We start from the raw sequence: 19,215 nt of genomic DNA on the forward strand, positions 1-19,215 counted from the left end.
AGTCTGAGCGTCAGCCCAGCTTTTTCATCAGGCCTTGCAGCTGCATGGCGACCGACATGTCGCCGAGCACTTTCAGCTTGCCTTGCATGAAGGCCATGGTCGGGTCCATTGCGCCGGAGGCGAGCTTGACGAAATCGTCCCAGTCGACCTTGACGGTCGCATCGGCATCGGCGTCCGAATTGTCAGCGACGCCATTGGCGCCGTCGATGAAGAGTTTGCCGACATCGCCAAAGTCGAATTTCACCTTCTTGTTGAAGTCGCTGCCGGCCGTGACAGCTTCGTTGGCTTTCTGGGTAAGGGTTGCAAGGTCCATGGACGCCTCCTCGTTTGGGTCTCTGAAAAAAGGATAAAGCAGGCGGACACTACGTAAGGCAAGAGGCGGAAAGGACTGTTTTTTTCCGGTGTCGCCATTTCGACACGAGATTGCATCCGGCTGACGCGCAAATCTTTTCGCTGCGGCATGTCCATGGACGAACGGATTGTTCTTGACGGACCCGTCATCAAAATCCGATTGATCATCTCATGTCTTGGGAAAAGTCGATTGAGGAACTTCGCCGCCGTGAACGCATGGCGGAGAAGATGGGCGGCGAGGAACCGGTGTCCCGCCAGCGCGGGCGCGGCAAGCGGACGGTTCGGGAACGGGTGTCGTTCCTTGTCGATCCGGGCAGCTTCCACGAGATCGGCAAGATCGCCGGTGTCGCGACCTATGACGAGGATGAGCAGCTCGAAAGCTTCATGGCGTCGAACTCGGTTGTCGGCCGGGCGACGCTCGATGGCCGTCCGGCGATGATTCTCGGCGATGATTTTACCGTGCGCGGCGGGGCGGCGGATGCCTCCATCCGGGGCAAGACGACCATCGCGCTGAAGCAGGCCATCGAATACCGCATGCCGCTCGTCCAGCTGATCGACGGCACCGGTGGCGGCGGCTCGATCAAGATGTTCCTCAAGGATCCGCGCACCTACATCCCGGAGACGCCGAGTTGGGAGCTGCTGGTCGAGGCGATGGGGGAGGTCCCGACGGTGTCGCTGGCGCTGGGCCCTTGCGCCGGCCTCGGGGCAGGGCGCGTTGGCTCCAGCCACTACTCCGTGATGGTGAAGGAGCTGTCCCAGGTCTTCGTCGCCGGTCCGCCGGTGGCCATCGCGATCGGTGAGGACGTTTCCAAGGAGGAACTTGGCGGCTGGGAGATCCAGGCGAAGAACGGTACCGTCGACGATGTCGTCGATACCGAAGCCGACGCTTTCAAGGCCGCCCGGCGCTTCCTGTCCTACCTGCCCTCTTCGGTGCATGAGCTGCCGCCGGTCACCGCCCCGACCGATGACCCGAAGCGCAAGGAAGAGGACCTTATCTCCATCGTTCCGACGGACGGAAAGACGCCCTACAAGCCGCAAAAGATCATCAATGCCACAGTCGACAAGGGCAGCTTCTTCGAGATTGGCAGCCAGTGGGGACGGGGCATCGTGACCGGACTTGCCCGCATTGACGGGCACCCGGTCGGGGTCATGGCCGGCAATCCCTTCTTCCTCGACGGCGCCTGGACGGCCGATGTCTGCGACAAGGTCATCCGGCATATGGATCTTTGTTCGACCTTCCACCTGCCGGTTGTCCACTTCGTCGACTGTGCGGGATTTGCCGTTGGCGTGAAGCATGAAACCGCAGGGGTCACCCGCAAGGGCGTGCGCGCCATGGCGGCGGTCTACCAGGCCACCGTACCGGTCTGCGCGGTCGTCATCCGCAAGGCGTTCGGCCTGGCAGGCTCGGCGATGATGAACCCGACAAAGGCAAAGTGGCGCTATTGCTGGCCGTCTGGCAACTGGGGCTCGCTGCCCATGTCCGGCGGGATCGAGGCAGCCTTCCGAAAGGAGCTGTCGGAAACCGACGACAAGGAGGCGCTACTCAAGTCGCTCTACAAGAAATTCGAGGCGATGGAGGACCCGTTCCGCACGGCCGAGGCCTTCTTTGCCGAAGAAATCATCGACCCGCGAGAAACCCGTCCCCTTCTTGTCGATTTCGTGCATCATGCACGCCGGAGACTGGAGCCCGGCAAGACGGTTTTCGGCCCAAGGCCGTGAAGCTGCCCAAATTCCGCCGTGAACGGATGCTCACATCAGGTCTCCAACTCGTCCAATGAGAGGGGACGCACGATGATACTGAAAAGAGTTACACCGGCCCTGGCCGCGCTCGGCTTCCTGGCGGCCTGCGGTGGTCCCGGCGGTGGCAATGCCGATTATGAACGCAGCCCCGCTCCGCCGCCGCCTGCGCCGGTCATGGAGGAAGCGGCAAGCTTTGGCGGGGTCAGAAAGATGGCCAGCGCCGACCAGTCCTTCAGCCAGCCTTCGCCGACACCGGATCGCCCGGATGCCGAGCCGGGGGCCCAGCAGTACATCGCTTACAGCCATTCGCTCGGCCTGCGCCTGCCGCAGGGCGGCGTCGAGCCGATGATGCAAGCCCATATCGATGCCTGCAAGGCGGCCGGAACCAATACCTGCATCATCATCAACTCCAACACCTATTCCTACGATGAGGACAATATCAGCGGCAATGTCTCGCTGCGCGCAAAGCCCGACTGGATCGAGAGCTTCCTCGCCGCCATCGACGAGGCGACCGAGAAAGCCGGCGGCGAGGTCACCTCACGTTCGACCCGGGCCGATGACCTGACCCGCCAGATTATCGACACCGATTCCCGCCTTGAGGCGCAAAAGACGCTGCAGACCCGGCTGGAAGGCCTGCTTGAGCGCCGGGACGGGACGCTGGGCGACCTGCTCCAGATCGAGCGCGAGCTTGCCCGCGTCACAGGTGAGATCGAGTCCATCGAAGCCAATCTGAAGGCGCTGCGCCTCAGGGTCTCGATGTCCTCGCTCGACATCTCCTATGAGACCAAGGTCCCGCCCTTCTCGCCGTCACGGTCCAATCCGCTCGGTGAGGCCTTCGGGGATTTCTTCTACAACCTGTCGGCCGCCATCGCTTCCGTGATCACCGCTTTCGCGGTCGGCCTGCCTTGGCTCCTGCTGATCGGGGTTTTCCTCTGGATCTGGTTGAAGCTGATCTGGCCCCGGATGCGGCGGAAGAAGAAGGTCGACGCCCCGAAGCCTCGGCCGACGCAGAGCTGATCAGGCTGGCGCGCTCTTCTTCGGTAAGGGCGCGCCACTTGCCTTCTGGCAGGTCACCGAGCTCCAGCGGCCCAATGCGGACGCGGTAAAGGTCGACGACCAGGAGGCCGACCAGTTCGCACATCCGCCGGATCTGCCGGTTACGGCCTTCCCGAAGGATGAAGCGCAGGCGGCCCGGGCTGACCTGGTCGACCTTCGCATGCTTCAGCCGCCGGCCATCCAGCGTCAGCCCATGGCGCAGCTTGTCGAGCGCTTGCGGCGTGACCTGACCCTTCACTGTGACAAGATACTCCTTGTCGAGATTGGAATGCGGGCCGATCACAGCCTTCGCCAGCACGCCGTCCTGCGAGAGTAGCAGCAGGCCGCGCGAATCCATGTCGAGCCGGCCGAGCGGGGCGAGCTGGGTCTTCGCGCCGGGCAGCTTCGGGGCCTTGCCGACCAGGTTCGCCTTGGTGACGAGCCGTACAGCAGGCGTCTGACCGGCTTCGGGCTGGGCGGAGACATAGCCGACCGGTTTGTGCAGTACGGCGGTCAGCTGGTCGTCCAGCGCCTTCGCCCCGGCGCTGCCGAGGACCATGGTCTCGCCGGGCGATATCTTGTGGCCGGGCTCGCTCACGGTTTCGCCGTTGACCTTGACCTCGCCCCGGCTGATGAGCGCCTCGGCCTCGCGGCGCGAGCATAGGCCAAGCTGCGCCATCCACTTGTTGAGCCGGACAGGCTCGTCGCCCTGATAGGTGTGCTCTTGCGCCATGGCGGACCCTTATCAGAGCTTTGTCAGTGGCGCGAGCGCGTGCAGGTGACTGAATTTATTGGGCTCCTTCAGTTCCATGCAAAAGCGCATGCCAGTTAGCTGAAGCAATGCGTTGTTTAATCGGTGGGGGCGCCTTATTTCGCACTTGCAGCATAGAATGCGCAGGTGCAGCAAATGGCCCATCAACTTCATATCCGCTCGACCGACGGGTCTCCCGTCCTGATCCGCCCGATGGAACGTGGCGACGAAGCCGCGCTGCGCGAAACGGTGGCCAAACTTTCCACCCGGTCGCGCTATCTTCGCTTTTTCTCCAGCCTCTCGCCTGTGCCGGACCCCGTGATCCGCAGGCTGGTCGATGTCGATGGCGAGCGCCACATGGCGTGGGTGGCCATCGACGAGTCGCAGGCGGACCAACCCATCATCGGCGCAGTCCATGCGATCCGCGACGATGCCGGTGCAGCGACAGGTGAGTTCGCGATCGGCCTGCTCGATGACTGGCACAGCCAGGGCCTTGCTCGCCTGCTGATCGCGGTGCTTTGCGCGCAGGCCTCCATGCGTGGGATGACCGCGATGACGGCGGACGTGCTCTGGGAGAACAAGGCCGGCCGGGCCCTGATGAAGGCGATCGGTGCACGCTCCACCGGATCCGACGCGACGGTTGTCGAATACCGGTTCGAGGTCGCGGACACGCTGGCTACCCTGCGCGGCGGCATGCGCGGAGCGGCCATGCAAACCGTCTTCGACGCCATCGAGACCGGCAGCCTGACCTCCGACGCGGCCTGATCCGTCAGGGTGTAACCGCGCCGCCGGCGGGCCAGTCCGTATCGCCGATGCGGGTCAGCTCCATCCTGAAGGTTTCGACCGGCTCGCCCGTTGCCGGGTGGTAGTGGCCGACTTCCGTCCAGATCCCGTCCTCCAGCGTTGCGGTGTAGACGATGCGGGCCTCCGGCCCGGCAGGGATCGTCCAGACAAATCCTGTTTCCGTTGCCTCCAGGGCGAAGGTGCCGGTCCGCCCGTCCGTGTAGCTGCGCATCTCGCATGGGGCGTCCGGCGCGTCGCAGGAGACGACCGCGAAGGCGTTGAAAGCCAAGGCGCCGCCTGCTTCGTATCCGCGCCCTTCGATGACGGCGACATCGCCGCCTAGCATCGGGCCGACGCGTTCGGTCTGGGTCAGTTCGAAGGGCTGCCGGTTTGCGTCGATGCCGACAGCCGTTCCTTTCCAGGTGCCATAGAAGGGCTCCAGTGGGTGGGCCTTGTCCTCGGCATTGGCGCCCAGCGTGGCGGCGGTGGCAACCAGCAGGGCCAGTGACATCCGGATCATGATTTTTCTCCGCTTCAAATAACTTTGCAAAACAAAGTTTACTTTTGGCCTGCTTTTGTCAAGCGATATCGTGGCCGTGCCCGCCTGCGAGGGTGCGCTCCAGCGCAGGCAGCATCCCCCTTCCGCATGGGCATGCTTTCCCGCGCCCGGGGGAAGCGCCTATCCTTGTACCTGCATGACGGACACCCCTGATACCGCAACGACCGAACGCCGCCTTTCATCGACAGAGGTGCTGCTGCTGACGTTTGCTGCGGCGGTCGTCACGGCGAATGCCTATTACATCCACCCGATCATTTCCGAGGTCGCGCGCGGCTTTGATGTCGACAAGGGGCTGATCGGGATCGTGCCGGGGGCCAACCAGATTGCGTTGGCGCTCGGTGTGTTCCTTCTGCTGCCGCTGGGCGACCGGATATCCAATCGAAAGCTCGTGACGTTCACGGTTGCCGGCCAGTTCCTGTCCATGGTCGGCATGGCCTTCGCGCAGGATTTCCGCCTGTTTACCCTCGCCGCGACCGTGCTCGGCTTTTTCACGATCGCGCCATACCTGCTGCCGGCCTATGCGTCGAAACGGGTCGATCCGGTCCGCCTTGGCCAGGTCACGGCGACGCTGACGACTGGCGTCATCGGCGGCATCCTTGTCGCGCGCGCGGGCGCCGGCGTGGTGGCCGAGCATTTCGGCTGGCGCACGGTCTACTACATCGCCTCAGGCTTCATGCTGGCCGTGTCGATCGCGCTGCCAATGATCATGGACGAACGCGAGGCCGACACAGGCGAAGCCGCTGGCCAGAGCTATCCCCGCCTGCTCTTTTCGATGTTCGGCCTCATCCGGCGTCATCCTGAAATTCTCCTGAGCGGTACGATCCAGGGGCTTGGCTTCGGGACGTTTCTCGCGGTCTGGATGGGGATCGGCCTGCACCTGCCGGACATGGGATACGGCGTCGATGTGGTCGGCTACCTGGCGGGTTTTGCCATCTTCAACCTGTTCACCACGCCGCGTTTCGGGCGTTGGGCCGACAATGTCGGACCGCGCCGGGCGCGTCTTGTCGTAGCCGCCCTGAATTTCGCGGGCGTCCTGCTGCTCTGGCCATTTGGCTACAATCTCTGGCTGCTGATCGTGCCGACCATGCTGATGACGCTGGTCGGACCGGTCGTCGACATCACCAACCGGATGACGTTCCTGTCGCTCGAGCCGCAGATCCGTACACGGCTGATGACGGTCTATATCGTCATGATGTTCATAGGCGGTGGCATGTCGAGTTCGGCCGGTACGGCGGTCTATGCCTGGGCGGGCTGGATGGGAACCGCGGCGCTGGCCACAGCCATGTCGGGCGCGCTGCTTGCCCTGAGCGCGATCAGCCTTTTCCAGCGCGGGCGTGCCGGCCAGGACACCGGCGCCTGAGAAACTCGCGTGATGGGGCGGCCATGCGTTGACCGATTCGGTCGACTCGCTAACCATAAAGCCGGGTATCAACAGGGGACGCAAAAGATGATGGCATCCTTGCGCATTTTGTCCGCCACGCTGGCGGCTGGTTTATTCCTGCCAGGCCTTGCCCTGGCGCAATCGACAAAGGTCTGCACAGCGGGCGATTGTTCCAATGGAAGAGGCACCGCCGAGTACCGTAAGGATGGCGAGCTGGTCGTCACCTACACCGGTGACTTTCAGGCCGGCCTGCCCACGGGCCAGGGCTCCTATGTCGAGGCCGACGGCGCCAAGTTCACAGGTCAGGTCGAAGCGGGGTCCCCCATCAAGGGTACGATGACCTATCCCGATGGCGACAGCTATACCGGCGCGTTCAAGGACGGGAAGTATGATGGTCAGGGCACCTATATTTTCGGCGCGGGCGAGTATGAAGGCGATACGCTGGTCGGGACCTATGCCGACGACAAGCCAGTCAAGGGCACCTACACCTGGGCATCCGGGCAGACCTACACTGGCGACTGGGATGGCTGGGTCCGCTCCGGCAAGGGGCGGATCGTCTACACCAGCGGCAACAGTTACAATGGCGACTGGTTGAATGGCGAACGCCATGGCGAAGGCACCTACACCTGGACCAATGGCATGACCTTCACGGGTACTTGGGTAGAAGACGCGCGCACTTACGGCACAGAGACCTATACCGATGGCGACGTCTATGTCGGCGATTACGCCAATGACAAGCGCCACGGACAAGGCACGATGACCTATGCCGACAATGATGTGTACACCGGCAGCTGGCAGGCTGGCGAGAAGCATGGAAAGGGGCGCTATACCTGGGGCTCAGGCGACTATGCTGGCGATGTCTATGAAGGTGACTACATTCTCGGCAAGCGGACCGGGCAGGGCACCTACACCTGGACGGCCGGTATGGTCTATACCGGCGCCTGGGTGGACGGGAAGCGCATGGGGCAGGGCGTGATGACGTGGCCGTCCGGGCAAAGGTATGAGGGCAACTGGGTCAACAGTCAGCGGGCTGGCCAGGGCACCCAGAAGTATTCTGACGGACGGATCTTTGTCGGCACCTGGAGCGATGATGAGCCGGTTTTCGGCACGTTGCAGCTGGTCGGCCAGGATCCGCGTCCCGTTCGTGTTGAGGATGAAAATTTCGTCTGGGCCGACTAGGCGGAATGCGGCCTCGTCCGGCGCTTGCGTGCCGTCTGGACAGCGCGCCCGCTCAGCCGGCACGGGCATTCTCGCCGATTCATTCAATTCTGGCTTGAATCCTGCGTAAGCGTTCCTCGACCGAATTTTGAGGGTGGCTGGTCTCCGGGGGGAGTCGGGCGCCGCCGGCCATGAGGGGGCAGGGGACAATCATGCCAATTCCGCTCGACCTGGGCGACGCCTGGGCGCTTGTGCTTCGTTACAAGATGTTTTTCATCACGCTGTCTGTGTTCTTCGGCGCGGCGGTAATTTCACTCATCTGGCAGTGGCGGCGCATGGGCAAGTCGCTCAGCCTGCGGGAATTTCTCAAGACTTGTTTCCAGCCGGGCTTTGCCGGTGCGTCGAGCCGGACGGATCTTGCCATGTATGTCATCGTGAAGCTCACCCATGGCTTCCTCGTGGCCGGAATGATCATCGTGCAGCTCTGGCTCGGCCTGGTGATTGCAGACGGCCTGACAGCACTGTTTGGCGCGGTCGAGCCAGCCGAGGCGGGTTTCGTCACTATCGTCGTCATGTCGGTCGTGATCTTCCTGTTCGCCGACTTCTCGAACTTCCTGACCCACTACATGCAGCACAAGATCCCCGTCCTGTGGGAGCTGCACAAGGTACACCATTCGGCGACCTATCTCTCGCCGCTGACCACCGCGCGCATGCACCCGCTGGGTGACCTGTTCGACCTGGTCACCGCCGGGGCCTTTACCGCCATTCCGATGGGCGTGGGCGTCTATCTTTTCGGCTTTGACCTGCCAGAACTCTTCCTGATGCTGGCCAATGCGAACTTCATCGGCACGGTGCTGGTGCTCGACGCGCTGCGCCACAGCCAGTTCCCGGTCAGCTTCGGGGCGGCCGACCGCGTGCTGATGAGCCCGCACATGCACCAGCTCCACCACAGCATCGACGAGGCCCACTGGGACAAGAATATGGGCAACAAGCTGTCCATCTTCGACTGGATTTTCGGCACGGCCTACAAGCCCGCGCAGGGCGAGATTGTCGGCTATGGCATCGGCCGCGGCGACGCCGAGGACGACCTGTTTCACAGCCTGTACGGGGCGTATGTCCGCCCGGTCTTCGGCATGGCCCGCACCCTGATCGGCCGCCGCCCGGACCTGCCGCCACCCGTGCGGCCAATTTCGCAGGGGGGTCTTTCGGGCGACGCGAAGGCCGCCGGGCCCGCGGCGGAAGCCGGCCGGGAACTGCAGACCGGATAGGCATGGCCTCGCGCGCCCTCGTGGTTCGACTTCGCTCACCATGAGGGCTAAGAGACGGCATGCTCGGGGATGCGTTCGTCTACATTCTGAAATGCGCTGACGGGAAATATTATGTCGGCCGCTATCGGGGCAGGGACCTCGCGACGCGGATTGGCGAGCATCAGTCGGGCCTGCGAAAGGATGCATGGACCTATCGGCGGCGCCCCGTTGAACTGGTCTGGTCGACGCAGTTCTACAGGATGGACGAAGCGGCCGCCTTCGAACAGCAGATCAAGAAATGGTCCCGCGCCAAGAAGGAGGCCCTGATCCGAGGTGATGTCGCGGCGCTGAAGCAGCTGTCGCTTTCGAAATCCGCTCCCGCCGATCCATCCAAAGCCTGGTTCCCGAGAGGAAAATCGCACAGCGACTAGCCCTCATGGTGAGCGAAGTCGAACCACGAGGGCGGGTTGAGTATCGCCGGCAGATGGCCCTCGCCCTTCGCCTTCGCTCAGGGTGAGGGCTATGGGGGGCGAGGCTGCAACCGATCCACACGATGCCCCTTCTTCCTGAGCGAAGTCGAAGGATGAGAGGGCAAACGGGCCGAAGATGTGCCTTCTAAACCCCCGTAACAAAGGTCGAGATGACTTTCTTCAGGCCGGCCTTCTCGAAGTTGACCTGCAGCTTTGTCCCGTCCGCCGCCAGCACCTGGCCGTAGCCGAATTTCTCGTGGTGGACGCGCTGGCCGACCTTGAAGCCTGACTTGCCCGATGAGGTTGCGAGCAGCTCGGCCTTGCCGTCGATGATGGGGGCGGACTTGCCGGCGGATTTCGCGTTTTCCTTCAGGCGCCGCCAGCCGGGCGAGTTGTAGGAGCTGCGCTCGCCAAGGTCCTCGATCGTGCCCTGGAAGCCGGTCTCGCCGCCGGGCATGGTGGAATAGCCGGTCTCGCTGACCGCCTCGACATGGTCATGCGGCAGCTCGTCGACGAAGCGCGACGGCAGCACTGACTGCCAGCGCCCGAAGATCATCCGGTTGGCGACGAAGCTGATCGAACATTTCTCCCGCGCGCGGGTAATGCCGACATAGGCAAGGCGGCGCTCCTCCTCGAGGCCCTTCATCCCGCTCTCGTCGAGCGAGCGGCGGGATGGGAAGACTTCCTCCTCCCAGCCGGGCAGGAAGACCATCGGCCATTCGAGCCCCTTGGCCGCGTGCAGCGTCAGGATCTGCACCTCATTGCCCGAGCTCTGCCCGCCGACATCCATGACAAGCTCCACATGTTCGAGGAAGCCGGCGAGGCTGTCGAACTGGCCGAGCGCGTGGATGAATTCCTTGAGGTTGTCGAGACGGGTCTGCGATTGCGGGCTGCGGTCCTTCTGCAGCATGTCAGTATAGCCGGACTCATCCAGGATGACCTGCGCCAGCTCATGATGCGGCATGCCGTTATTGAGCCGGTCGCGCCACATGTTGATCTGGTCGATGAAGGTCGTGAGGCCGCGCTTGGCCGGGCCCTTGATCTCGTCGGTCTGCAGCACCATCGGCGTCAGCGTGAAGAGCGAGCGGCCATCCTCGCGCGCGAACATTTGCAGCTTCTGGATGGAGGAAGCGCCCACCCCGCGCTTGGGCTGGTTCACCACCCGCTCGAAGGCGAGGTCATCGTCAGGCGAGCGGATGAGGCGCAGATAGGCGAGCGCATCGCGGATCTCGGCGCGTTCGAAGAAGCGCGGGCCGCCGATCACGCGGTACGGGATGCCCAGCATGATGAGGCGTTCCTCGAAGAGGCGCATCTGCCAGGAGGCCCGCACCAGGATGGCGCAGTCCTCATATGCGCCGCCCTTGCCGACATAGGATTCGATATCGTCGCAGATGAGGCGCGCTTCGGCCTCGCCGTCCCAGAGGCCGCGCACTTTCACCCGGTCGGCATCCGGATCGCTGCCCGTTTCCTCGCCAACGTAAAGCGTCTTGCCGAGCCGGCCCTTGTTCTGCGCGATGACCGATGAGGCGGCGGCGAGGATGTGCGCGGTGGAGCGGTAATTGCGCTCCAGCCGGATGACCTTGGCGCCCGGAAAATCCTTCTCGAAGCGCAGGATGTTGTCCACCTCTGCCCCGCGCCAGCCATAGATCGACTGGTCGTCATCGCCGACGCAGCAGATATTGCCGGTGCCGCGCGCCAGGAGGCGCAGCCAGAGATACTGGGCGACGTTCGTGTCCTGATACTCGTCGACGAGGATATATTTGAACTTGGCGTGATAGTCGGCCAGCAGGTCCGGGTTTTCCTGGAAGATGGTGATGTTGTGGATCAAGAGGTCCCCGAAGTCGCAGGCGTTCAGAACCTTCAGGCGCGACTGGTAAATCTCATAGAGCTTGATCGCCTTGCCGTCGGCGAAGTTCCACGCCTCGTCCTGCGGCACCTTGCCGGGCGTCAGCGCGCGGTTCTTCCAGCCATCGATGAGATTGGCGAGGTGGCGCGGCGTCCAGCGCTTGGTGTCGATGCCTTCAGCCTCGATCACCTGCTTGCAGAGGCGGATGGCATCGTCGCTGTCGAGGATGGTGAAGGTGGATTTCAGGCCGGCCAGCTCGGCATGGCGGCGCAGGATCTGCGCGCTGATCGAGTGGAAGGTGCCAAGCCAGCGCAGCCCCTCGCCCGCATCGCCGATCAGCTGCAGCGCGCGTTCGCGCATCTCGCGCGCGGCCTTGTTGGTGAAGGTGACGGTCAGGGTCTGGCTCGGCCAGGCGAGTTTCGTTGCGATGATATGGGCTAGCCGCGTCGTCAGAACGCGCGTCTTGCCCGTCCCGGCGCCAGCCAGCACGAGCAGCGGGCCATCGGTCGTCTCGACCGCTTCGCGCTGTTCGGGGTTGAGGCCGTCCAGATAGGCCGCATTGGTATCAGGCACCGGCGCGCGGGCAGCGGCCATTTCCGAGATGGACGGGCGGCGATTCGCAGAAGAACTCATGGCGAACATATAGCAGGAGTCTGCCGCCTTGGCAGGGGCAGACTGCGCACGGCGGTTGCTTCTTTCCGGGCGGCCTGCAGCGGATCTTGTCGCAAATTCACCCCCGGGTTTAACCGGATTACAGGAATGATCGGCGATAAGGGCATGGATCTGAAAGCCAGCCGGAGACGCCGTCATGGAAGGGTTTGATCGCGAAGCGCTTGTGAAGAGCTCGCAGGCAAGGCAGCGCAGCGGCGCCTGGTTCTGGGCTGCCGTGGCAGTCCTGCCTGTCGCCGGGATCGCCGCCGGACTGGCGCTTGGCGTGATGCCAATGGGCGGGGCAGACAAGCCGGTCATGATCGCCGAGCAGCCCGCTGCCGCTGTTGTGAGTGCGCCGGCACCTGCACCTGAAAGGGTCGCTGCGACCGCGCCGGGCTTCTCAGCCCTGGCCGAGCTGCGCCGCTATGACATGGTCCTGCGTACGCTGCGGCACTGCGCAAATGTCGGGCCCTCGGCGCATTACCTGAAAGCCAGCGAGACCTATCGCAACACCAATTTCGGCAAGACCGGCCCGCTGCGCGAGATTGCCCAGGATGAGCCGCCCGAGTACGACCTATCGGCATTTGAGAAACCGATATCGACCAATCCTGCCGAGATCATGGTCCAGGGCATGACCGGCCAGATCGCCATGAATGCCCTGCAGCGGGCCAACCAGTTCGAGACCATGATGGACGACATCGAGCGGCAGTCGCAGGGCTATCTCGGCGAAGCGCCGTCAGCGGCCGAGTGCACCACCTTCCGTAACGAGGTGATCATGGGCAAGCACAATCTGACCCTGCCGCCTGCGGGTTAGGGCGCACGACCGCCGATCAATCCAATTGAGCGCGTGTATTTCCAATAAGCGGCTTGACTCACATCCAAATATGTAAATATGTAATTACATGCTTACAGATGATGACATGTCCGCGGTCTTCCGGGCGCTCTCGCATGAGAGCCGGCGGAAGATGCTGGATATCCTGAAGGCCAAGCCCGGCTGCTCTGTCGGCGCGCTGGCGCAGGAATTCGATGTCAGCCGCATCGCGGTGATGAACCACCTCTCCGTGCTGGAGCAGGCCGGGCTCGTCACCAGCGAGAAGAAGGGCCGAACGCGTCATCTCTATCTCAATGCCGTCCCCATCCGGATGATCCAGGACCGGTGGCTGGACGCCTATAGCGAGCCGTTCGCCGGGCGGCTCACATCCATCAAGGCCATGGCCGAAGCAGCGGTCCGGCAAGACCAGGGGGACGATGACAATGAGTGAGCAGGAAAAGGCTGCAGGCGCGGCCGGGGACAGGCAGGTCTACAAGGTGCTGATCAAGGCGCCGATCGAGACCGTGTGGAACACGCTGGTGAAGACGGACGATGTGCTGCCCTTCTTTTTCGGCGCGGTGTGCGAGGTTGAAGGCGGCCAACTCGCTGCTGGCAAGCGCATGCGCATGGTTACCCCGAACCGGAAGTTTGCGAGCGTGGTCGGCGAGGTGACCGAGTTTTCCCCGCCGCATCGCTATGCCCATACCTTCAAGTTCACCCAGTGGGACGATGAACATTGCACGGTCACCTACGACCTTAAGGAAACGCCGGACGGCGTCGAATTCTCGCTCATCACAACGGGCGTGCCAGCCGGCTCGAAGACCGAAAAGTCCATGGCGCAGGGCGGGACCTTCATCACCTCCAATCTCAAGACACTTGTCGAGACCGGGAAGCCGGGCTTCTCTGGCCGCATGGTGATGACGCTCGGGCCGCTCATGGGAATGATGACGCCGAAAAAATGCCGGATCGAAAACTGGCCGCTTGGGCGCGAATAGGGAGGACAGGATATGGCGAAGACACAGGAAGAGATACTCGCAAGCCACATTGCCGGCATGGAAGCAAAGACCGGCAAGCCGCTCTCGCACTGGATCAAGGTCGTCCAGTCGACCGGGCTCGAAAAGCATGGCGAGCAGGTCAAGTTTCTGAAAGAGAAGCACGGCTTCGGGCACGGCCATGCCAACATGGTTTGCCAGGCCGCCAAGGGCCGCTTCGAGGCCGACGAAGGCGACATGCTGGCGGGCCAGTACAAGGGCAAGGAGCAGCTGAAACCGATCTACGACGCGCTGGAGGCCTATGCGAAGACCCTCGGCGATGATGTCGAGATCTCGCCGAAGAAGACATCGGTCGCCTTCCGCCGGTCGAAGAATTTCGCGGTCGTTACGCCGGCGACGAAGTCGCGGGTCGATCTGGGCCTCAATCTCAAGGGGGAGGCCGGCACGCTGAGGCTGGCAGAAGAAAAACCCGGCTCCATGTGCACCCACAAGATGAAACTGCTTGCCGTGGAAGAGGTCGATGACGAGGTGAAAGCCTGGCTGAAAGCGGCCTACGAAAAGGCTTAGAGGCCCCGCCCCGATCCTCCCCAGAGGAGGGAGAAGGATGCGCCATGTTTGCAACCCGCGTTTCCTCCCCGCTCGCGGGGAGGGTCAGGGTGGCGCGCTGTGCGAATGCGATAGATGTTATTCCGGTGCCGGAGGGCGATAAATCTGGCGCGTCTCATCCGATGGTCTATCTTCCTTCGCACATTGGCGAAGCGAGGGTGGCGGGATGAGCGGCGAGACACTGGACTGGCACAAGGTCGCCGAACTGGATGAGCTGGCCGAGGCCCGGGTCAAGTCGGCCTCTGCCGGCGGGCGGTCGCTCGCTATTGTCCATTTCGACGGGCAGTACGCCGCCATGGACAATCACTGCCCGCACCAGGGCGGGCCGCTCGGAGAAGGCTCCATCGAAAAGGGCGTCGACGGCAAATGCTGGCTGCGCTGCCCCTGGCATGGCTGGGATTTCGACCCGCTGACTGGCAAGCCGCCGGGCGGGCATGAGGATTCAGGGCAGGAGACCTTTCCGGTCGAGATGCGCGAGGATGGCGTCTATGTCGGCCTGCCACCCGCACCAGAGCGCCCGCGTACCGTCTCCGACGTGATGGTCGAGACGATGGTGAACTGGGGCGTGACCAGCGTGTTCGGCATGGTCGGTCATTCCAATCTCGGCTTTGCCGATGCGATGCGGGTCCAGGCCGAAACCGGCAAGCTCAACTATTATGGCATCCGGCATGAAGGGGCTGCCGCTTTTGCGGCCTCCGCCTATGGCAAGCTGACCGGCATTCCGGCCGCGGCCTTCACCATTGCCGGACCGGGCGCAACGAACCTGCTGACCGGCATGTGGGACGCGAAGGTCGACAGTGCGCCCGCGCTGGCTCTGACGGGCCAGGTCCAGGAGCAGGTGATCGGCGTGCACGCCTTCCAGGATATCGACCTTGAAGCCGCTTTCCAGGCGGTCGCGGCCTATTCGCAGACGGTTCACCCCGGCTCGGCCCATGCGCAGCTCATGACCGGCGCAATCAAGACAGCGATCCTCGAACAGGGTGTCGGCCACCTCGTCCTGCCAGATAATACGCAGACCCTGCCGGCAACCGATGCCCAGAAAGCGCAGGGTCCGAAGGGGCGGATGGCGAACCGGGCGGTCGCGCCGCCTGAAGAAGATCTCAAGGCTGCCGCTGAGATGATTGCCAGCGCCCGGCGCCCGATGATCATTCTCGGCTATGGCGCGCGCGACGGCGTGGCGGCGGCGACTGGCCTTGCCGAAGCGCTGAACGCGCCGGTTGCCACCACCTTCAAGGCCAAGGGACTGATCGCGGACGCCCATCCGCTGGCTGCCGGCGTGATGGGCCGGTCCGGCACGCCGATCGCGAGCTGGTTCATGAACGAGGCAGACCTGCTGATCGTGCTCGGCGCGTCCTTCTCCGACCATACCGGCATCGAACCCTCCAAGCCTATCATCCAGATCGACCGCGACCCGATGATGCTCGCCAAGCGCCACCCCGTGACCCTGCCGGTCATGGGCGATGTTGGCGTTGCTGCCATGCAGCTGAAGGGCGCGCTCGAAAGCCTGCAAGTCGCCGGGACAGACCAGCGAGGCGAGATCGGGGAGCGTTGGGCGATTTGGCGCCAAGAGAAGACCACGCGCGTGACTGAAGACAATGGCCGGGGGCTGCCAGCCGCCGCGCTGTTCGCGGCCCTGACGCGGCTTGCGCCGACGGATGCGATCATCGCGGTCGATGTCGGCAACAATACCTATTCGTTCGGGCGCTATTTCGAGCCGACCGGCGCGCAGCGCATCCTGATGTCAGGCTATCTCGGATCGATCGGTTTCGGTTTCCCGGCGGCCATGGGCGCATGGGCTGCCACACAGGACCGCGACGCTTTCAGGGGCCGCAAGGTCATCTCGGTGAGCGGCGATGGCGGCTTCGGCCAGTACGCCATGGAGTTCACCACCGCGGTCAAATACGGGATGAACATCACCCACGTGCTGATGAACAATTCGGAGCTCGGCAAGATCTCGAAAGAGCAACGCGCCGGTGAGTTCCCGGTCTGGCAGACGGGGCTCGTCAATCCACCCTTTGCGGGTTTCGCGCGCGCCTGCGGCGGCATGGGGCATATCGTGAAGACGCGCGAGGATCTGGAGCGGCATCTCGCCGAGGCCCTGGCGCATGATGGCCCGAGCCTCGTTGAAGTGATTACCGACCCGGACCTTCTCTAGTCGATCCGTGCCTGCGCCTTGTGACGGGCCGCCTTGAAGTTGGGCTTGCGTTTCTCGATGAAGGCCGAGACCGCTTCCTTGTGTTCGGGCAGGGTGTAGCATAGTTCGAGCTTTTCATGCTCGCGCTGCTGCATCATCCCGTGGTCGGTCTCGCAGGCATTGGCGGTGAGCAATTCCTTCGTCATGCGCAGCATGGGCGACGGGTTCTCGGCGATTTGGGTGGCGAGTTCCACCGCATCGGCGAGCAGCGTGTCCGGCTCTGCCAGGCGGTCAGCGAGCTTTATCCGCACGGCTTCCTCGCCTGAAACGGGCCGGGCCGTCAGCATCAGCTCATGCGCCGTGCCCCAGCCGACGCGCTGCATCAGGTAGTGCGAACTGGCAAGCTCCGGCACGATGCCCACCTTCACGAAAACGAAGCCGAACTTCGCGTCCCTGGAGGCGACGATCATGTCGAAGGGCAGGATCTGGGTCACGCCGATTCCGAAGGCGGGTCCGTTCACGGCGGCGATGCAGGGCTTTGACGAGCGGATCAAAGTGATCCAGTCGATCCCGCCATCGCGCTTGTGCGCCTTGTTATCGGAGGCGTCGATATTGTTCTGGAAGTAACTCATGTCGGCGCCGGCGCAGAAACCGCGGCCTTCGCCGGTCATGACGATGGCGCCGATGTCGTCATCCTCATTTGCGGCCGTGATGGCCTGACCGAGCTCGCGGCTCATCTGCGGTGTCCAGGCATTCAGCTTTTCGGGCCGGTTGAGGGTGATGACGCAGACAGAATTCTGCTTCTCGACGCGAATCTGTTCGTAGGACAAGCTGGCCTCCCAAGGCTGTTTTCCGGGAGGATGATCCCCGTGCCGCAGCGGCAGTCACGGGGAAAATGGGAACAGGCTAGTCCGCCTTCATCACTTCAGTGTGGGTCAGCGTGTCGGTGTATTGCTGGAAAGCTGTGATAGCGCCGTCTTCGACGGTCCAGACATGGACGAAGGGAATGTCCATCTCCTTGCCCGTGGCCGTATGCTTCGCCCTGTAGCGGCCTATCGCGGCGACCTTGTCGCCGTCCGCGATGTATTCGCTCGGTGTGGCAGAGAAGTAATCCCATTCGCCGCCGATCCGGGCGAAGACACCATTTACGATCTCGTCTGCACCCTCATACGGGTTCTGGTCGGCATAGGGGCTGTTTTCGGCCTCGTTCCAGACGATGCCAAGGGCGAAGTTCGCCGTCACGCCTTCAATGTCGCCATATTCGAACGCATTGTAGACGCCCATGACAAGGTTGACCGGAGAGGTCGGCGCGTCTGGCGTTTCAACGGCGTCCGTTTCGGACTCCGCCGGTGTTGGCGGTGTTTCAGCGGTCTCGTCTGTAGAGGCTGGCGCGCTGCAGGCGACGGCAAGGCCGATGACGGCGACGGCAAATATGCGTTTCATGATCACTCCCCCCATAATGGAATGTGGAGTGGGCACATGTTTGCCGCCGGCCGTCAAGCAAGGCCCTAGTAAAGCGTTGCCATGGCCTTTGCGTCGTAGCCTTCCAGCTCGTCGGTGCGCCCTTCCTTGACCTTCTGCGCCCAGAACGGATCCTGCAGCAGGGCGCGGCCGACGGCGACGAGGTCGAATTCGCCTTTCTCGAGACGTTCGATGACATCGGTGAGCGGGCGGGTCTTGGAGGCTTCGCCGCGCATGCCGCCGATGAACTCACCCGACAGGCCAACCGAGCCGACCGTGATCGTCGGCAGGCCGGTGAGCTTCTTGGCCCAGCCTGCGCAGTTGAGGCCGTTCTCGCCATCGACCTCAGGGAATTCGGCTTCCCAGAAGCGGCGCTGGCTGGCGTGCAGCATGTCGACACCGGCATCGGCAAAGACCTTGAGGAAGGCTTCGAATTCCTGCGGCGTCTGCGCGAGCTTCGCGCTGTAGTCCTGTTGCTTCCACTGCGAGAAGCGCAGGATGACCGGCATGTCGGGCCCAACGGCCTTCTTCACTTCGGAGATGATCTCGCCGGCAAAGGTCGCGCGGTCGACCAGGCTGCCGCCATACTTGTCCTCGCGCTTGTTCATCACGTCCCAGAAGAATTCGTCGATCAGATAGCCATGCGCGCCGTGGATCTCGACCGTGTCGAAGCCGAGGTCCTTTGCGCTGGCTGCAGCCGCGGCATAGGCCGAGACCATATCGGCGACATCTTCCTCGGAGGGTTCCTCGAAGATCTGCTTGCCCTTGTGGGTCACGCCGGAGGGGCTGTCGGTCGGCGCATCGGGATAGTGCCCGGTGCCGGCCTTGCGCATCATGCCCTGGTGCCAGATCTGCGGGCCCATCTTGCCGCCTTCGTCATGCACCGCATCGATGACCTTTTTCCAGCCGGCGAGCGCGGCGTCGGTATGGAAGAGGGGATAGTTCGGATTGTCGGAAGCGCCCTTGCGCGGGATGAGCGTGCCTTCCGACAGGATCAGACCGACATCGGCGCCCGCCCGTCGGGCGTAGTAAGCGGCGACATCGTCGGTCGGAATGCCGTTCGGGCTGAACCCGCGCGTCATCGGCGCCATGACGATACGGTTGGGCAGCTCAAGGCCTTTCAGCTTGAACGGTTCGAAGAGCGGGGCAGCAGCGGACATCGGATCCCTCCAGAGATTTATTTCACCAGGCAAGTATCTGGGTCAAAGCCCGCGCCGGTTCAATGACCAAAACCCGCGC

General features: G+C 63.2%; 18 protein-coding genes and 1 pseudogene. 12 read left to right on the forward strand and 7 right to left on the reverse strand.

The features are described from left to right. Positions 1–10: 10 nt before the first annotated feature. Positions 11–313: an SCP2 sterol-binding domain-containing protein gene (locus tag D1227_RS05450; protein WP_119374575.1), complete on the reverse strand. Its 303-nt coding sequence runs from the start codon at positions 311–313 to the stop codon at positions 11–13. A 209-nt stretch (positions 314–522) separates the two neighbouring features. On the opposite strand from D1227_RS05450, the gene D1227_RS05455 reads away from it, so the two are divergent. Then, positions 523–2,070 (forward strand): acyl-CoA carboxylase subunit beta, encoded by a 1,548-nt coding sequence (locus tag D1227_RS05455; protein WP_199288310.1) that lies wholly within the window; start codon positions 523–525, stop codon positions 2,068–2,070. 369 nt (positions 2,071–2,439) lie between these two features. Beyond that, positions 2,440–2,973, forward strand: a pseudogene (locus D1227_RS20450) (DUF4349 domain-containing protein); the annotation flags it as partial. On the opposite strand, the gene D1227_RS05465 reads toward D1227_RS20450, so the two are convergent. Then, positions 2,972–3,859 (reverse strand): pseudouridine synthase, encoded by an 888-nt coding sequence (locus D1227_RS05465; protein ID WP_119404121.1) that lies wholly within the window; start codon positions 3,857–3,859, stop codon positions 2,972–2,974. The pseudogene D1227_RS20450 and the gene D1227_RS05465 sit on opposite strands and share 2 nt — an antisense overlap. Before the next feature lie 174 nt (positions 3,860–4,033). Here D1227_RS05465 and D1227_RS05470 point away from each other — a divergent pair, with 174 nt between their 5' ends. After that, positions 4,034–4,642, forward strand: a complete 609-nt coding sequence (locus D1227_RS05470) for a GNAT family N-acetyltransferase (RefSeq protein ID WP_119374577.1) — start codon at positions 4,034–4,036, stop codon at positions 4,640–4,642. A 4-nt stretch (positions 4,643–4,646) separates the two neighbouring features. Here the strand turns inward: D1227_RS05470 and D1227_RS05475 are convergent, their stop codons facing one another. Beyond that, positions 4,647–5,180, reverse strand: coding sequence for a DUF1579 domain-containing protein (locus D1227_RS05475; protein ID WP_119404122.1), 534 nt, complete (start codon positions 5,178–5,180; stop codon positions 4,647–4,649). 175 nt (positions 5,181–5,355) lie between these two features. Between D1227_RS05475 and D1227_RS05480 the strand changes: the two genes are divergently transcribed. The 4 genes from D1227_RS05480 to D1227_RS05495 all read left to right on the forward strand — a co-directional run bounded on the left by D1227_RS05480 (position 5,356) and on the right by D1227_RS05495 (position 9,436). Next, entirely contained in the window at positions 5,356–6,579 is a 1,224-nt protein-coding gene (locus D1227_RS05480) for an MFS transporter (protein ID WP_119374579.1), read from the forward strand. 87 nt (positions 6,580–6,666) lie between these two features. Continuing rightward, positions 6,667–7,779: an MORN repeat-containing protein gene (locus tag D1227_RS05485; RefSeq protein ID WP_158586566.1), complete on the forward strand. Its 1,113-nt coding sequence runs from the start codon at positions 6,667–6,669 to the stop codon at positions 7,777–7,779. Between the two features lie 191 nt (positions 7,780–7,970). Further along, on the forward strand, positions 7,971–9,026 hold the full coding sequence (locus tag D1227_RS05490; protein ID WP_158586567.1) for a sterol desaturase family protein: 1,056 nt from the start codon (positions 7,971–7,973) through the stop codon (positions 9,024–9,026). A 59-nt stretch (positions 9,027–9,085) separates the two neighbouring features. After that, the gene (locus D1227_RS05495) at positions 9,086–9,436 is read left to right on the forward strand and encodes a GIY-YIG nuclease family protein (RefSeq protein WP_119404125.1); all 351 of its coding nucleotides are present in this window, start codon (positions 9,086–9,088) and stop codon (positions 9,434–9,436) included. 184 nt (positions 9,437–9,620) lie between these two features. Here the strand turns inward: D1227_RS05495 and D1227_RS05500 are convergent, their stop codons facing one another. After that, a complete protein-coding gene (locus D1227_RS05500) occupies positions 9,621–11,963 on the reverse strand; it encodes a UvrD-helicase domain-containing protein (protein WP_119404300.1) in 2,343 nt (780 codons plus the stop codon). Between the two features lie 166 nt (positions 11,964–12,129). On the opposite strand from D1227_RS05500, the gene D1227_RS05505 reads away from it, so the two are divergent. From D1227_RS05505 to D1227_RS05525, 5 genes are all read left to right on the forward strand, one after another. Next, the gene (locus tag D1227_RS05505; RefSeq protein ID WP_119404126.1) at positions 12,130–12,786 is read left to right on the forward strand and encodes a hypothetical protein; all 657 of its coding nucleotides are present in this window, start codon (positions 12,130–12,132) and stop codon (positions 12,784–12,786) included. A gap of 88 nt (positions 12,787–12,874) precedes the next feature. Beyond that, positions 12,875–13,234, forward strand: a complete 360-nt coding sequence (locus D1227_RS05510; protein WP_119404127.1) for an ArsR/SmtB family transcription factor — start codon at positions 12,875–12,877, stop codon at positions 13,232–13,234. After that, the gene (locus tag D1227_RS05515; RefSeq protein ID WP_158586568.1) at positions 13,227–13,778 is read left to right on the forward strand and encodes an SRPBCC domain-containing protein; all 552 of its coding nucleotides are present in this window, start codon (positions 13,227–13,229) and stop codon (positions 13,776–13,778) included. The genes D1227_RS05510 and D1227_RS05515 overlap by 8 nt, the downstream gene beginning before the upstream one ends. Before the next feature lie 12 nt (positions 13,779–13,790). Then, positions 13,791–14,342 carry a DUF5655 domain-containing protein gene (locus D1227_RS05520; protein ID WP_233349801.1) on the forward strand — a complete coding sequence of 184 codons (552 nt, stop codon included), beginning with the start codon at positions 13,791–13,793 and terminating at the stop codon, positions 14,340–14,342. Positions 14,343–14,547: 205 nt separating this feature from the next. Continuing rightward, a complete protein-coding gene (locus tag D1227_RS05525; RefSeq protein WP_119404129.1) occupies positions 14,548–16,536 on the forward strand; it encodes a thiamine pyrophosphate-dependent enzyme in 1,989 nt (662 codons plus the stop codon). Here the strand turns inward: D1227_RS05525 and D1227_RS05530 are convergent. From D1227_RS05530 to D1227_RS05540, 3 genes are all read right to left on the reverse strand, one after another. Then, entirely contained in the window at positions 16,533–17,345 is an 813-nt protein-coding gene (locus D1227_RS05530) for an enoyl-CoA hydratase/isomerase family protein (RefSeq protein WP_119404130.1), read from the reverse strand. The two genes, D1227_RS05525 and D1227_RS05530, sit on opposite strands and share 4 nt — an antisense overlap. 76 nt (positions 17,346–17,421) lie before the next feature. Continuing rightward, positions 17,422–17,958, reverse strand: a complete 537-nt coding sequence (locus tag D1227_RS05535) for a nuclear transport factor 2 family protein (RefSeq protein ID WP_158586569.1) — start codon at positions 17,956–17,958, stop codon at positions 17,422–17,424. A 65-nt stretch (positions 17,959–18,023) separates the two neighbouring features. Continuing rightward, on the reverse strand, positions 18,024–19,136 hold the full coding sequence (locus D1227_RS05540; RefSeq protein WP_119404132.1) for an NADH:flavin oxidoreductase: 1,113 nt from the start codon (positions 19,134–19,136) through the stop codon (positions 18,024–18,026). Positions 19,137–19,215 lie beyond the last annotated feature (79 nt).

Source organism: Henriciella mobilis, from assembly GCF_003576315.1.
Lineage (GTDB): Bacteria > Pseudomonadota > Alphaproteobacteria > Caulobacterales > Hyphomonadaceae > Henriciella > Henriciella mobilis.